Below are 15,984 nucleotides of genomic sequence, written 5' to 3'. Positions count from 1 at the left end.
GGTCTACCAAGGGAAAATTCATGGGGTCGAGGGCCAGCACTGCCACGGCTGCTCGCCGAGGCCCGCCAGCAGCCGGGTCAGGTGGCGCAGCAGTTCGGCCTGTTGCTCGCGCAGGTAGAAGTGCCCGCCGGGGAAGGCCTGGAAGTCGGTGACCTGGGCGCTGACCTCGGCCCAGGCATAGGCTTCGTCCTGGTCCACCTCGGTGTCCCGGGCCCCCAGGCACACGCTCAGGGGCAGGTCCAGGGCGCGGCCGGGCGCACCGCGGTAGCACTCGATCAGCCGGTAGTCGTTGCGCAGCGCCGGCAGGTACAGGTCGCGCAGCGCCGGGTCATCCAGGGGCGACGACGCACCGTCCGACAGGCGCCGCACATCCGCCAGCAGGTCCTCGTCCGGGCCCAGGTGCAGTTCGCCGCTGCGCTGGCGATGGGGCGCGGGGTGCGCGGACACGATCAACCGTTGTGGCGCCGAGCCCTGCTGCTGCATGCGCGCCGCCACCTCATAGGCCAGGGCCGCGCCCATGCTGTGGCCGAACAGCACCAGGGGCCGGTCCACCAGGTCCGACAGGGCCCGGGTGATAGTGCCCGCCATCCACTCCAGGCTGCCGGGCCAGCTTTCGCTCAGGCGCTCTTCGCGCCCCGGGTACTGCACGCTGACCAGCTCGACATCCGCCGGCAACTGGCCACGCCAGTCGTTGAAAAAGCTCGCACTGCCACCGGCATGGGGCAGGCACACCAGGCGGCAGCGCGGCGGTTGCGGCTGCGGATAACGACGCAGCCAGGCACTGGGAACCTTTCTCACAGCACGCCCTCCTCTGGCTCGGCCAGCGCCACAGCGGCGAAGTCGGGCAGGTGCACCCGGGTATCCGGCAGCCAGCGCAGCAGTTGTTCCAGGCAGGCCGTCGCGTCCAGCACCTGGGCGGCGTAGTGCAGCCCCTCAGGCAGATGCGCCCACTGCAGTGCACAGAAGGCTGCGACGCTGCCGGTCAGGCGCGAGCCGTCGCTGGCCCGCAGCCAGGCGCTGGCCTGCTGCTGGCGGCCCTCGCGCAGGCCGTCGATTTCCACTGCCAGCAGTTGATAGGGCCGGCGCCCGGCCACATCCAGGGCGCTGGCCTGCACCAGCGCAGCGATGTTCTGCGCGCTGCTCCGCGCCTCTGGCGCCGAGCCCTGGATACGTTGCAGGGCCGCCGCCAGTTGGCCGCCCTCGAACAGGTTGAAACCCTGACCGTGGCGCACCGGTACATCACCGAACAGGCGCTGCTGCTCGGTGCTCAGGTACGGGTAGGCCTGCACCCCGGCCGGTGGCAGCCAGTCGCGTTGCAATGCCTGTTCGGCACTTGCCGTGCTGCGCACCACCTGCCCTTCGCACCAGCCGCACTGGGCCTGGCCGAAGCCGTTGCCCAGGCTCAGCAGGAAATCCTCGGCAGCCGTGGCGGACAAGCGCCCCAGCCCACCGGCATAGCAGCGCAAGGCATCGACCCGCTGGAAGGACTGCGCCAGCAGTTGCGGAAACAGCCCCGAGAGCCCCGGCAGCATGCCCGCCGACAACAGCACCCGGCGCCCCGCCGGCAACTGTCCCACCAGCCGCTCATGGAGTGGATCGTCGCCCCCCACATCCAGGTAGTCGGCGCCTGCGGCCAGGGCGGCCCGGGCCACCCGATCGAGAATCCGGTAGCTGGGCCCGGCGCAGTTGATCACCAGCGAACAACCAGCGCAGAAGTCCGCCAGGCTCTGTGGCTCCCACAGGTCCAGGGCGCGCACCTCGGCGCGCGCCCCCAACTGCTGGTTCAGTTGCTCGGCCTGCCGCGGATCGCGTCCACCCAGGCGCAGTGCCACCTTGCCGGCCAGCAACTGCGCGACCTGACGGCCGACGCTGCCGTAAGCGCCGACCAACCCCATCACCCCTGCCCTCATGCCGCCACCTCGGTGGGTGCATCGAAGGCCTGGGCCACGGCTTGCACCTGGGGCTGCTGCATGCAACTGAAATGATCCCCGGGCACATCCACTACCCGCAGCTCACCCAGGCACAGGGCCTGCCAGTAGGCGCTCATGTCACGGTGCATGCCGGGCAGCACCTGCACCTCGCCGCTCTGGCGAATGAACAGCATGTCGCCCTGGTACGGCGTGGCCTCGTGCAGGGCTACCGCGGCCAGGCTGTGGCGCAATACCTGCAACTGCTCGCGCAGCCAGTGCAGGTCGCTCAGTTGCGAACCGGCGTGGCGCATGGCCTCGGCAATGGCCTGCAGGCGCTGCTCCGGGGTCTTGTGTGCCAGACGCCGCAGGCAGGCCAGGGCCGGGGCGCACTGGGCATCCTCGCTCAAGGCCAGCAGCGAACCCTGGGGCACGCGCCCCGGAGTCTGCGCCAGCACCCGGGCGATGGTGCGTTCCATGGCCTGTTCATCCTCGGGGTAACCCAGGGCCAGCGGATCGGCCTGCATCACCCGGGCGAACACGTACTCGGCCAAGAGGTCGTCCTCGATCATGAACGGCACCCGGTAGCTGCTGATCACGCTCAGTTGCAGCACCTCGATGGAGCGCGCCGCCAGGCACGCCGCCAGCTCGGTGGCCAGCAGCCCGCCCAGGCAGTAGCCGACGATGCTCACCTGGCGCCGGCCTTCGGCCTGCAGAGTGTCGGCATAACGCTCGGCCAACTGGCGGATCGCCGTGGCCGGCTCCAGGGCCAGGTAGGCCGGCACATCGTTGAGCACCAGCCCTTCCAGGGGCGCTTCTTCCCCCAGGGCGGCAAACAGCGCGCGGTACGGCGCCAGGGTGCCGCTGCCGTCGTGGACGAAGATCCGCGTCGGGCCCTGGGCCTTGTCGCTGATGCGCACCAGCGGCGAATAGCCCTCCACGCCCTGGCCTCGCAGGTAATCGGCCAGGGCCGCCACCGTGGGCTGGTTGATCAACTGGCGCAGCAGGTCACTCCAGGGCAACTGCCGGGCCTGGGGCAAGGCTTCACGCAGGCGGCCCACCACCTGGGCCACCAGCAGCGAGTCGCCGCCAAGCTCGAAGAAGCCCTGGTCACGGCCCACCGCCGGCACCCGCAACAGGGTCTGCCAGACTTCGGCAATGCTGCGTTCCAGCTCATCCACGGGCGCCGCGCCGCTGCTGGCCTGCTGCTCGGGGCCGGCCACGCCGATCCGCGCCAGGGCCTGGCGGTCGACCTTGCCGTTGGCGGTCAGGGGCATTTCATCGAGGATCTGCCAGTGGCTCGGGATCATGTACTCCGGCAGGTGCCGGGCCAGATGGGCCCGCATCTGCTCGGGCTCCAGGGCCTGGCGCTCGCTCTTGAAGCGGGTGATGAACAGGTGCTGGCCGATCTGCGACATGGCGTCATCGGCCCCGGGCAGGCACAGCGGGGTCTCGCCTCCGGCCTCCAGCAGCAACTGCTGCCACTGCTCGCGGCGGATGAAGGTGGTATCCAGTTCGGCCCGGAAATCCTCGAAGGCGGTGAGGCCCTCCTTGAACTCCATGGACGCCATGATCTGGTAGGTGTCGCGAGTGGCCTCGATGAAGATCAGCCAGCCGCCCGGGGCCAGCATCTCCCGCAGCCGCGCCAGCACCCGGCTGGCGTGCCGCGAGTTGTGCAGCACGTTGGCGCAGAGGATCACGTCCAGGGAGTTGGCGGCCACGCCCTGGGCCCAATGGTCCTGGTTGAGGTCGAACAGCCCGTAGCTGACCCAGGGGTAAGCGGCGAAATGTTCCCGGGCCTCGTTGAGAAAGAACTGCGACAGGTCGGTGAACTGGTAGTCCACCGCCAGCCCGTCCAGGGCCGGGATCAGGTCGGCGCTGGTGCCGCCGACCCCGGCGCCGATTTCCAGCAGGCGCAGGCGCTGGCCGGCCGGACGCTGGCGGATGATCTCCTGCACCGCGGCGCACACCGCCTGGTTCAGGTACTGGCTGATCAGGTTCTTGCGGTAGGCGCCTTCGGCGGTGTCGGTGCGGCCCTGGGGAAACAGCAGGTGCAGCGGGTCCAGTTGGTCGCTCATCAGCGCCGGCAGTTGCTCCTGGCTTTCGCGCAGGTAGCGCAGCACTTCGGCGCCCCAGCCCACGGACGGTTCCAGGGCATCGATGCGCTGCCATTGCTGGCGGTATTCCTCGGCCGATACCTGCAGGCCCGAATAACACCCGGTGTGCAGGTCCCGGTGCACCAGGCCTTCCCGGGCCAGGGCTTGCAGCCAACGGCGGATCAAGCGCTGGTTGCGCGGCGCCACCTCACAAGCCGCGACAATCTCGTCCAGGGCATGGCTCTGCCCGGCGCTCTCGAACAAGCCGGGGCGTTGCAGGGCCAGGCCCATGGACAGCAGTGCGGCGCGCTCGACACAGGCCGACATCTCGCTCACCAGGGCATCGCTCAAGCCGCCGCGCACGGCTTCGGCCGCCGCCTGGGTGCGCGCCTGCAACTGCGCCGGCCAGGCGATCGGCGTGTCCCGCAGGCTGGCCCGCAGGCAGGCTTGCAAGTGCCGCTCGAAGGCACCCTCGCCCGCTGCCACCACCACCGCGGACTCCACATGGGGATGGCTGAGCAGCGCGCTTTCCACCTCCGCCAGTTCAATGCGGTGGCCACGGACCTTGACCTGGAAATCTTCGCGGCCGAGGAACTCGATCAGGCCGTCGTCCAGGTAGCGCCCCAGGTCGCCGGTGCGGTACAGGCGCTCGCCGCTGCGCGGATGGTCGACAAAGCGCTCGGCGGTTTTCTCGGCATCCCCCAGGTAACCCAGGGCCAGACCGCTACCGGCGATGTACAGCTCGCCGGCCACCCCTTGCGGGCGATCCCGGCCCTGCTCGTCGAGCACCATGAAGCGCTGATTGGCCAGGGGCATGCCGTAGGGAATGCTGCACCACTGGGGGTTGACCTGGGTAATCGGATAGTAGATCGACCAGATCGCCGCTTCGGTGGCGCCGCCGAGGCTGATCAGCCGCAGCCCGGGCAGTAGCTGGGCGGCCTCCGCCGGCAGGTTCAGGGGGATCCAGTCTCCAGACAGCAGCGCCAGGCGCAGGGAACCGGGGGCCATGGATGGCACGGCCTGCAGGTAGTGGGTGAGCATCTGCAATTGCGCCGGCACCGAGTTCCACAGGGTCACCCCGTGTTCCCGGACGCACTCGGCCCAATGCGAAGGGTCGGCGCGGCGTTGCGGGTCCGGCAGCACCAGCGCGCCGCCCACGGCCAGCAGGCCGAAGATGTCGTACACCGACAGATCGAAGCCCAGGCTGGCCAGGGCCAGTACCCGGTCTTGGGCCTCGATGGCAAAGCGCTGGTTGATGTCGACGATGGTATTGAGGGCCGCCTGATGGTTGATCATCACGCCCTTGGGCACCCCGGTGGAGCCCGAGGTGTAGATCACGTAGGCCAGTTGCTGCGGGTCGATGTCCAGGCTCGGCAACGCCCGTTGTGCCGCCCGCGGGCCCTGGTCCACCGCGATCACCTGGGTCACCCGCGCCGGCCAGCACAGACTGTCGCTCAGCCAGGACTGGCTGAGCACCCGGGCGACCTCGGCGTTGTCCAGGATCAACTGGCGCCGGGCCTCGGGCTGGTTGGTGTCCAGGGGCAGGTAGGCGGCCCCGGCCCGCAGGATGCCGAGCACCGCGATCACCTGTTCCAGGCCCTTGTCCATGCACACCGCGACCCGCTCTCCAGGCTGGCAGCCGGCGTCGAGCAAGGCTTCGGCCACGGCTTCGGCGCGCCCGGCCAGTTCGCCGTAGCTCAGTTGCGCGGCGCCCTGGATCAGCGCCACACGCTCGGGAGCAGCCGCGGCCTGGCGCCAGAACGGCTCATGCAGCAGGCCGGAGGGCAAAGGCGCGGCAGTCTGGTTCACCAGCTCGCGCTGCAGGCGCTGGGCCGCCGGCAACTCCAGGCAGTCATCCAGGGTCCAGGCCGAGGGCTCCCGGGCCAGGCGCTTGAGCAGGCGTTCGAAGGTGTCGAACAGCGCATCCAGCAGGATCTCGCTGAACACCCCTTCGCGGATGTCCCAGTTGATCGCCAAGCCGTCGTCACGCTCGCTGACCTGGCAGTCGATCAGCACCTGGGGCGTCTGGCTGATGCCGAACACCAGCTCGGCACCGGGCATGAAGGCCCCGCCGCCGCTCTCGCCGCCGGCCCCCAGGGTGCTGGTGAAGGCGTAGGGCATCAGCGCCGCGTCCTGGCCCTTGCGCCGCGCCAGCTCGCGCAGCACTTCGATGCCCGAACACAGGCGATGGTCCATGTCCTGCCACAGGCGCTCCTGCAGCTGCTGGCTGCGCTGGCCGAAGCTGCCGCCTTGCAGGGTCTGCACTTCCAGCAGTTCCACCGAGCTGAAGTCCCCCACCAGGCGATCCACCTGGGGGTGCAGAGACAGGCGATTGAGCAGGGTCAGGCTCAGGCAGAAGTGCCCGCGCCGGCTCCAGCGGCCCAGGGTTTCGGCATAGGCCGAGAGGATTGCCGCCGACACACCGACCCCGGCCGCCGCCGCGTTCAGGCGCAAGGCATTGCAGTCCCGGGCCTCCAGGCCCATGGCCCGGCGCTGGAAGCGCGGCCCGCTGGGCGGCCCCAGCAATGGCAGTTCCGGCGCACCCGGCAGGCTGTCGACCCGCGCCCACCAGTAGTCGCGATCACGCTGGTAGCGCGGCTGCTCGCGCAGGCGGCGCTCACCCAGCACATAGTCGCGAAAGCTGATCTGCGCCGGCGCCGGCAGGCTCTCGCCGCGGTACAGCTGCTGCAGTTCGGCCAGCAGCATGCGCACGCTCTGGTAGTCGCACACCAAGAGGTCCACTGACAGGTGCAAGCGCGAGGTGTCGCGGCCCTGGCTCACGCACAGCTCGATCAGCGGCCATTGCTGGGGCGGTGCACGGCGCAATTCCATGCGCTCGCGCAAGGCCTGCAAGGCGCTGCCGTCGTCCCGGCTCAGGTCGTGGCGGGCGATGGAGTAATGCGGCACCTGGGGCAGGATGCGCTGGTAGCCCTCCTCCAGGACCACGGCCCGCAGCATCTCGTGACGCGCGATCAACTGGTTCCAGGCCTGCTCCAGGCGCACCGGGTCCAGGTCCTTCTGGGCGAACTCCAGGTAGCCGTGGCAGGCCACGCCGCCGTAGCTGAAAGCCGTGGTGCGGCCCAGCAGGTAGGCGGCCTGCACGTCGGTCAGCGGGAAGGGTTCTTCCCGGGCCGAATGGTCGGCCTCCAGGGTCGGCATCTGCGCCGCTTGCAGCTCTTGCAGCAGCGCCTCCTTGTGTTCGCGCAGCTGTTGCAGGCGCGCCTCGTCCATGACCCCGGCCGGGGCCCGATAGCGCAAGCGGCCCTGTTCTTCCCAGAGCTCCACACCCAGTTGTTGCAGATCCTGTTGCAGTTGCTGCAGCGTCATAACACGCCCTCCACCATTGCGTTCTGATTGACGGGCCGCTGTTCCCGGCGCGAGGCAAGCAACTGCCCCTGCAGGGCCACGGTGGCCGCGTTGAAAAAATCCTTGAGCGACAGTTCCAGCTGGAACTGCCGGGCGATGCGTTCGATCAACCGGGCCGCCAGCAGGCTGTTGCCGCCCAGGGCAAAAAAGCCCTGGTGCCGGCCCACCTGCGGCACCTCCAGCAGCTCCTGCCAGAGCGCGGCCACGGCCTCTTCCCATTCCCCTTGCGGCGGCTCGGCACTCTGCGGCTGGATGCCCCGGCGCTGCTCCTGCAGCAGCCACAGCAAAGCCGCGCGATCGACCTTGCCGTTAGTGCTCAGGGGCAGTTCCGGCAGGCTCAGCCAGAGGTCCGGAAGCATGTGTTCGGGCAGCCATTGCCCCAGCCACTGGCGCAGGGCCTGGGGCTCGGGCAGCGGCTCCCGGGCCAGCAGCACCGCCGCCAGCTGCGCTTCGCTGCCGGGCAGCACCAGGCTCAGCGCGCGGTCGATGGCCGGGTGGCGCTCCAGGGCCACATCGATTTCTGCCAGCTCGATGCGAAAGCCGCGGACCTTGACCTGATGGTCCAGGCGCCCGAGAAACTCCAGGCTGGCGTCGGCCCAGTAGCGGCCCTGGTCGCCGGTGCGATACCAGCGCCGGCCCTCGTGCTCGACAAAGCGCTGGGCGCTGAGGGTCGGCAGGCCGCGATAGCCGGCGGCCACCCCGGCACCGCCGATCCACAGCTCGCCGGGCACCCAGTCCGGGCAGTCCCGGCCCTGGCTGTCCACCACCCGGAAGCACTGGTTGTCCAGGGGCCGCCCGTAGGGGATCGAACGCCAGTGCCCGGGCACCTGCGCCACGTCCTGGTAGTTGGACCAGATCGCCGCCTCGGTGGCGCCGCCCAGGGCCACGAACGGCACGCGGTGGCCCGCCGCCCGCTCCAGGCGCCGTGGCAGGTCGAGGCCGACCCAGTCACCGGAGACCATAGCCAGGCGCAAGGCTCCCAGGCCGCCGTCGTCGCGCACTTGCAGGGTCAGCATGTCCAGCAGCGCCGGCACCGAGTTCCACACACTCACCCGCTGCTCGCGGATCAGCCGCAGCCATTCCCGGGGCTCCTTGCGCAGCCCGTCCGCCGGCAGTACCAGGGCGCCGCCGACACTCAGCAGGCCGAACAGGTCGTACACCGACAGGTCGAAATCCAGGGCCGAGACCCCCAGCACCCGATCCTCGGCGCTCACCTGGTAGCGCCGGTTGATCGCGGTGACGGTGTTCATCGCCGCCCAATGGGACAGTTCCACGCCCTTGGGTTCGCCGGTGGTGCCCGAGGTGAAGATCACGTAGGCCAGGGCATCCGCCGCCATCTCCAGGGGTTGCCCCAGCGCCGGTGCGACCAGCGCCTGGGCCAGGGTCACCACCCGCAGTTCGGCGAGCCAGATACCGCCCTCGCGGTGGGCCTGATCGGTGATCACCACCCGCGCCCCGGCGCGCTGGTAGATCATGTCGCGGCGCGCCGGCGGCTGCTCGATGCCCACCGGCACATAGACCGCCCCGGCGGCAAGGGTCCCCAGCACCGCGACCACCTGGTCGCGGCCCTTGGGCAAGGTGATCGCCACCGCGTCACCCGGCTGCACGCCCCACTCGCCCAAGGCCCCGGCCAGTTGCAGGGCCTGCCGGGCGAGCTCGGCGTAGCTCAGGCTGCCCTGCTCGCAGATCAGCGCCACGGCCTCGGGGTTCAGGCGCGCCTGCTGGAAAAAGCCCTGGTGCAACAGCTGCGCCGGGGTCGCGTGTGCGGTGGCATTGACCTGCTGGCGGCGCTGCTGTTGCGCCGCCGGCAGCGGCAAGGGCGCCACCTGCTGCCAGTCGTTGGCGCACAGCCACAACAGCAAGGCGCGGTAGGCGTCGAACATCTCGTCCAGCAGGCCTTCGGGGAACAGCGCGTCCACCGCGTCCCAGTTCAGCAGCAGGCCGTCGGCCAGCGGGTAGCTCTGGTGGTCGAGCCAGACCTGGGGCGTCTGCGACAGCGCCCAGCCCGGTTCGCCCAGTTGCTCGCGGCAGGTGGCGTCGACAAAGGCCGGGCCCAGGTTGCAGGCGAACACCACCGGCGCGCCCTGGCCACCGCCCTGGCGCAGCCGCGCCCGCTCGCGCAGCACCTCGACCCCGGGCCAGGCGCTGTTGGCGATGTCGCGGTGCAATTGAGCCTGCAACGCCAGGGCCTGCTGGCTGAAGGGCGCGGGCTGGCGCTGGTCGACCTCCAGCAGCACCAGGTTGGAAAAGTCCGCCAGCAGATGAGGCACGCACGGGTGCAGTTCCTGGCGATTGAACAGCGGCACGTTGAGCAGGAAATGCTGGCTGGCGCTCCAGCGCCCCAGCACCTGGGCATAGGCGCAGGCCAGCACGCTGGCCAGGGTCAGCCCGTGCTGCCGGGCGCGCTGCTCCAGGGCCTGCAACTGCCCCTGGTCCAGACGCATGGCCAGGCGGCGAAAACGCGCAGTGCCGGCGTTCTGCGGTTCCTGGGCCAGGGGCAGTTGCGGGCCGTCCGGCAGCTCTTCCAGGCGCTCCAGCCAATACTCCCGGGCCGCCGCCAGCAGTGGCACGCGCGCCGCCTGTTCGGCCCGCAGGTAGTCGGCGAAGTTCCAGTCCAGGGTCGGCAGGCTGTGCTCCTGGCCGGCATGGATCAGCGCCAGGTCGCGCAGCAGGATGCCAATGCTGAGCACGTCAGCCACCAGCAGGTCGATGTTCAGGTGCAGGCGGCTACGACCTTCGGGCAGCAGGCTCAACTGCACATCGAATACCTGCCCGCGGCTGACCTCCAGGCACCGGTGCGAGAGGTTTTCGCGGATCTGTTCCAGGGCCTCGGCAGCCCCGACGCAGGAAGCCTGGCGCAGGTCGTGGACGGTCAGCCCGGGCCAGGGGCTCTGGGGCAGGATGCGCTGGCAGGTGTCGCTGATAAAGCACGCCCGCAGCATCGGATGGCGCTGGCACAGGCGGCGCAGGGCCTGCTCCAGGCGCTGGGGCTCCAGGCCATGGCCGTCCAGTTCCTGGTACAGGTGGCAGCCGACGCCGCCCAGGGGCATGCCCGGATCGCGGCCGAACCAGTAGGCCTGTTGCAGTGGGGTCAGGGCGAAATCGCTGTTGGCAGGAGCGCTGGCCACAGCCTGCAGGCGCGGCGCCGCGAGGCCACGACGAGCCTCGATCAGCGCCCACCAGGCGTCCAGGGTCGGTTGCTGGATCAGTTCGGCGAAGCTCAGGGCCACGCCTTCGGCGGCCAGCAGCGCCGGCAGGCGCATGATGCTCACCGAGTCGAGCCCCTGCTCGATCAGGGAGGCCTGGGGTTCAAGATCCTCGGCGCTGTAGCCGAGCAGCCGGGCAATGCCTTCGCAGAGTCCTTGGGGTGAATGACTCAGGCTGGCGTGCGCTGGATGAGCGCGTGCCAGTGCTGGGTTATCGGTCATGGTGGACGTTCCTTTGGGGTACGGAAGGGGGTTGGCGCAGGCGCCAGCGGTTGATCGCCTCGCGCTCGTGGAACAGCTCGCGATAACGGCCCGGGGCCGCCATCAGTTGGGCGTGGGTACCGCGCTGGGCCAGGTGGCCCTGCTCCAGCAGGAGAATCTGTCCGGCGCTGGGGGCCAGGGTCGGTTTGTGAGTCACCAGCAGCACCGTGTGCTTGCGCGCCAGTTGCAGCAGGCAACGGTTGACCCGGGCCTCGCTGATGGCATCGAGGGCCGCGGTGGGTTCGTCCAGCAGGATCAGGCTGGCGTCCTTGAGCAGCACCCGGGCCAGGGCCAGGCACTGGCGCTCGCCCCCGGAGAGGCTGACGCCGCCCTCGCCGACCCGGGTCTGCCAGCCCTGGGGCAGGCGCTGGGCCACAAGGTCCAGGCCGGTGGCGCGGGCGGCGTCCATCAGTTGGCTGTCGCTGGCCTCGGGGCCGCCCAGGCGCAGGTTGTCCAGCAGGCTCGCAGCCAGCGGCGGACAGTCCTGGAACATCAGGGCGATGGAACGATCGCGCTGCGCGGCGGACAGTTGGCGCAGGTCGACACCACCCAACAAAATGGCGCCGCTATCGACATCGCTGAACCGCGCCAGCAGGCGCAGCAGGCTCGATTTGCCGGAGCCGGAGGCGCCCACCAGCAGGTTCAGCGAGGCCGGCGCCAGCTCGAAGCTGATGCCCTGCAGGATCACCTGCTCCTGGCGCACCAGCCCCAGGTCGCGCACCTGCACCTGATGCCCCCGGGGTTCCTCGGGCAGGCTCGGCTCCGGCAGCGCCGGCAGGCGCAACAAGTGGCGCAAACGGTTCAGGCCATGGCGGGTCTGGCGCAAGGTCGTGCCGAGGTTGACCAGGGTGCCCATGGGCTCCACCAGACAGGTGGCGAGCACCGCCAGCGCCAGGTACTGGGCCACTCCCAGGCTGCCACCGAGCACTGCATACAGGCCGCACAGCAGCATCGCGGTGTAGCCGGCCTGGAGTACCACCGCCAGCCCCAGGGCCGCCGGAAAAGTCCGCCAGTGGGCCCGACGCTGGGCCCGGCGCTGTTGCTGCAAGGCCTCGGTGAGCAGGCTGAAGCCTTCGCCGGTGCGGCCACTGGCACGCAGCAGCGGCTGCTGGCGCAGGAACTCCAGGACCCGCGCCGCCGCCTCGTTGGCCGCCGCCTCACTGCGGCTTTCGGCCTGGCCGCCCCAGCGTACGCCCCAGTGGTAGAACACCAGCAGCAGGGGCACGCTGGCCAAGGCCGCCAGGGCCATGGTGCGGTCATAGAAGAACAGCGCCACAAGCAGCGCCAGGGGCGTCAGCAAGGCGTTGGCCATGGGCTGCAACAGGTGCGCCGGGGTGCTCATGATCTGCAGTACGGTGTGGGTCACCAGCCGATTGAGCTCGGCGCTGCGGCGCTCGACGAACCACTCCAGGGGCAGGCGCACCAGTTGTTCGCCGATGCGCAGGTTCAACGACTGGGCCGCCGCGGCGCCCGCGCGGTAGCCCGCCAGTTGCGCATGCCGGCGCAACCCCAGGCACAGCAGCGCGAAACCGGCAAAGGCCCCGGCCCATCGCCACGGCGCCTGCCCGGCAGCGGCATCGAACAGGCTGGCAAAGGCCATGGGCAACAGGGCCAGCGCCGCGCCCTGGGCCAGGGCACTGGCGGCCATGGCCAGCAAGGCCCGGCGCAGCAGGCTGGCTTCGGCCGGCTGCAAACTGCGTAACAGTGCGCCAATCATGCCTGCTCCCCCGCCGTTTCCACGGCGCAGAACTGCTGCGCCGCCCACAGCCCGGCATACACCCCCTGCTGCTCCAGCAGGGCCTGGTGCCGGCCGCATTCCACCAGTCGCCCGGCCTGCAGCACGGCAATCTGGTCGGCATCCTGGATACTGCTCAGGCGATGGGCGATCACCAGCACCGTGCGCCCCGCCGCCAGCCGCGACAACGCCTGCTGGATCGCCGCTTCGGACTCCGGGTCGCTGGCAGCGGTGGCTTCGTCCAGCACCAGGATCGGTGCCTGGCTGAGCATCGCCCGGGCAATGCCCAGGCGCTGCACTTCACCACCGGAGAGCTGCACGCCACTGCCCAGCTGGGTGTGATAACCCTGGGGCAAGGCGGCGATACGACTGTGGATCTGCGCCGCCCGGGCCGCCTCCTCGACCTCCGCCAGCGTGGCCTCGGGACGCCCCAGGCGCAGGTTGTCCAGAACGCTGCTGCGCAGCAGGCGCACGTCCTGGAAGACAAAGGCCACCTGGCGATAGAGAGTCGCGCTGTCCATGTCCCGCAGGTCGACGCCGCCGATGCGGATGGCCCCGGCGCTGACGTCGGCAAAGCGCGCCAGCAAGGTGGCCAGGGTCGACTTGCCAGCGCCCGAATCCCCCACCAGGGCGGTCAGGGTCCCCGGTTGCAGGCACAGGTCGATGCCGTGCAGCACCTGGGTGCCGTCGGGGTAGCTGAAAGCCACTTCATCAAAGATCACCTGATGCCCCTCGGGCTCCCGGGAAAATGCCGGCTGCGCCTGCACCGGGGTACTCAGCACGGTGCTGATGCGCTGCGCCGCCGCCCGGCCCTGGACCAGGGAATCGGCGCCATGCCCCAATGCCGCCACCGGCGCCGCCAGGGCCGGGCCAAGCAGGGCGAACGGCAACAGTTGCACCGGGTGCAGCCAGCCGGCCGCCGTCAGCGCCACCCCGGCCACCAGCACCAGGGCCAGCACCAGCAAGGGCGACAGCAGCACCTCGACACTCGCCCCCAGGCCCGCCCAGCGCTCCACCCACTGGGAGAAAAAACGCCCGAAACCCTGCACCGCGCTGACGAAATCCGCCTGCACCCGCTCGGCACGGCCGAACGACTTGACCATGGCGATGCTCTGCACAAAGTTCAGGGTCGCGGTGGACAGGTCGCCCAGGGCCGCCCCCAGGCGCTGGCGCTCGGCCTGATAGGCCGGGGTGCGCATGACCCGCAAGCGCCACAGCGCCAGCAATGGCGGCAGCAGCACCACCAGGGTCATGGGCAGGCTCACCGTGAGCAGGTAGACCAGGCTGGCCAGGGGCACCACCAGCGCCGCCACCAGGTTGTTGGGCAGGTGCGCCACCAACTGGTGCAGGGCGCCGACATCATCCAGCAAGGCCCGTTCGGCGGTCTCCCGCTGCTGGCCGAACCAGGCCAGAGGCACCCGTGCCAGGTGCGCGGCGATGCGCTGGCGCAACTGGCGTTGCAGGTCGCTGTCGGCCAGGTGGGTGATCTGCAATGCCGCCGCCAGCCCCAGCAGGCGCAGGAGCAAGGCGGCGGCGCCGGCCAGCAGCCAGAACTGCGCACGCTGCGCATCCAGCTCGCCGGCGAGCAGCAGCGGCGCCAGTTCGGCCACGGCAATGAACGGCAACAGCCCCACCAGCGCCGCCAGGGCCTGCAGCAGCATGGCCGCCAGCAGGCGCCCGCGCACCGGGTGCAACAGGTCGCAAAGTCCTTGTCGTTCAGCCACGGGCGCCACTTCCCTCCAGGGGTTCGGCCTGGGCGCCGAAGTACAGGGCCTGGATCGCCTCGCGCAGGTGCTTGCGGCTGACCTTGCCGACCCCGGTCTGGGGGAAGGCCGGGATGAACTCGAAGCGGTCCGGCAGCTTGAACGCCGCCAGGCCCTGGGCCCTTAGGTGACGCAGCAGTTCCGGGGCCCGGGGCGCGGTGCCGCGGGGGATGACGAAGGCGCAGGTGCGTTCGCCCAGGAAGGCATCAGGCATCGCCACCAGGGCGATGTCGGCCACCGCCGGGTGGCTGAGCAGCAGGTTTTCCACTTCTTCGGCAGCGATCTTTTCGCCCCCGCGGTTGATCAGGTCCTTGTCGCGCCCTTCCACCATCAGGTAGCCGTCGGCGGTGAGCATGACCCGGTCGCCGGTGCGGTAGAAACCATCGGCCGTGAAGGCCTGGGCGTTGTGCTCGGGGTAACGGTAGTAACCGCGGATGGTGTAGGGGCCGCGGGTCAGCAACTGCCCCACCTGCCCCACCGGCACCGGTTGCTCATGCTCGTCCACCACACGAATTTCGTCCGCCGGCGACAGCGGCCGGCCCTGGGTGTGCAGCACCCGCTGTGGCGGGTCCTCGGGGTCGGTGTAGCAGATCAGCCCCTCGGCCATGCCGAACACCTGCTGCAGGCGGCAGCCGAGCACCGGTTCGATGCGCCTTGCGGCCTCGTAGCTGAGTTTGGCGCCGCCCACTTGCAGCAGTTGCAACGGCGCCAGGCCACGCCCACGGGCCTGGGCCGCTTCCAGCCAGACCAGGGCCAGGGGCGGCACCAGCGCGGTGTGGGTCACCCCCTGGCGCTCGATCAGTTCGAAGCAGACTTCCGGGCTCGGCGAGGGGCTCAGCACCACCCGCCCGCCCACCGAAAAGGTGCCGATGAACCCTGGGCAGCACATGGGAAAGTTGTGCGCCATGGGCAGCGCCACCAGGTACACGCTGGCCTCGGACAGGCCACAGCGCTCGGCACTGGCCCGCAGGTTGTAGAGGTATTCGTGGTGCCGGCGCGGGATCAGCTTGGGCACCCCGGTGGAGCCGCCGGAGAGCTGGAAACAGGCCACCGCGTCGGCGCTGGGGGGCAGGAAGGTGCGCGCAGGCGCCGGCTCATACAGGCTGTGCAAGGCCGTGAATTCCTCGGCCTCGCCGGCGACTACCACCCACTCCAGCTGCGGGTTGCGGTCCTTGAGGTCGCGGGCCATGGCCCGATAGTCGAAGCTGGCGTCCCGGTCGGCGCAGAAGTAGGCCCGGGCCTGGGCGAACTCGCAGAAGCGGCCGATTTCCAGGTGCCGGTGGGCCGGCAGCGCGAAGATCGGCCGCACCCCGAGGCGGTAAAGGGCAAAGCAGACTTCGACGAAGGCCGCACTGTTGGGCAGTTGCAGCACCACGTTGTCGCCGGCCCGCAGCCCCAGCCGGTACAGGCCGGCGGCCAGTTGGTCGACCCGCAGGTCCAGTTGCCGGTAGCTCAGGTGCTGCTCGCCCTCGGTCAGTGCTTCACGCTCGGCAAAGGCCTGGGCGGCGCTGCGCAGCAGGTCGCCAAAGGTTTCGTCGCGCCAGTAGCCGGCCTGGCGGTAGCGCTGGGCGAAGTCTTCGGGCCAAGAGGGGCAATCCTTGAGGTCATCGAAAGTGGACATGCTGTCTCCTGATGTTTTTTACGCAAAAA

The 15,984-nt window shown here is 70.0% G+C and carries 7 protein-coding genes; all 7 read right to left on the bottom strand.

The genetic code is table 11. From position 1 onward, the window contains the following. Positions 1-18: 18 nt before the first annotated feature. From M2395_RS03135 to M2395_RS03105, 7 genes are read right to left on the bottom strand one after another with little or no spacing between them, the layout of a single operon-like run. A complete protein-coding gene (locus M2395_RS03135; protein WP_041118719.1) occupies positions 19-798 on the bottom strand; it encodes a thioesterase II family protein in 780 nt (259 codons plus the stop codon). Then, positions 795-1,895 (bottom strand): saccharopine dehydrogenase NADP-binding domain-containing protein, encoded by a 1,101-nt coding sequence (locus M2395_RS03130; RefSeq protein WP_041118721.1) that lies wholly within the window; start codon positions 1,893-1,895, stop codon positions 795-797. The genes M2395_RS03135 and M2395_RS03130 overlap by 4 nt, the downstream gene beginning before the upstream one ends. Positions 1,896-1,906: 11 nt before the next feature. Further along, positions 1,907-7,330 carry a non-ribosomal peptide synthetase gene (locus M2395_RS03125; protein ID WP_123430598.1) on the bottom strand — a complete coding sequence of 1,808 codons (5,424 nt, stop codon included), beginning with the start codon at positions 7,328-7,330 and terminating at the stop codon, positions 1,907-1,909. Next, entirely contained in the window at positions 7,327-10,797 is a 3,471-nt protein-coding gene (locus M2395_RS03120) for a non-ribosomal peptide synthetase (RefSeq protein WP_123430597.1), read from the bottom strand. Before M2395_RS03120 ends, M2395_RS03125 begins: the two co-directional genes overlap by 4 nt. Further along, the gene (locus M2395_RS03115) at positions 10,787-12,553 is read right to left on the bottom strand and encodes an ABC transporter ATP-binding protein (RefSeq protein ID WP_123430596.1); all 1,767 of its coding nucleotides are present in this window, start codon (positions 12,551-12,553) and stop codon (positions 10,787-10,789) included. The genes M2395_RS03120 and M2395_RS03115 overlap by 11 nt, the downstream gene beginning before the upstream one ends. Further along, the gene (locus tag M2395_RS03110) at positions 12,550-14,295 is read right to left on the bottom strand and encodes an ABC transporter ATP-binding protein (protein ID WP_185057773.1); all 1,746 of its coding nucleotides are present in this window, start codon (positions 14,293-14,295) and stop codon (positions 12,550-12,552) included. The genes M2395_RS03115 and M2395_RS03110 overlap by 4 nt, the downstream gene beginning before the upstream one ends. Beyond that, positions 14,288-15,955 carry a (2,3-dihydroxybenzoyl)adenylate synthase gene (locus M2395_RS03105; RefSeq protein WP_015635964.1) on the bottom strand — a complete coding sequence of 556 codons (1,668 nt, stop codon included), beginning with the start codon at positions 15,953-15,955 and terminating at the stop codon, positions 14,288-14,290. Before M2395_RS03105 ends, M2395_RS03110 begins: the two co-directional genes overlap by 8 nt. Positions 15,956-15,984 lie beyond the last annotated feature (29 nt).

The organism is Pseudomonas sp. BIGb0176, assembly GCF_024810175.1.
GTDB classification, from domain to species: domain Bacteria; phylum Pseudomonadota; class Gammaproteobacteria; order Pseudomonadales; family Pseudomonadaceae; genus Aquipseudomonas; species Aquipseudomonas protegens.
This window is presented reverse-complemented; position numbering and strand designations above follow the sequence as displayed.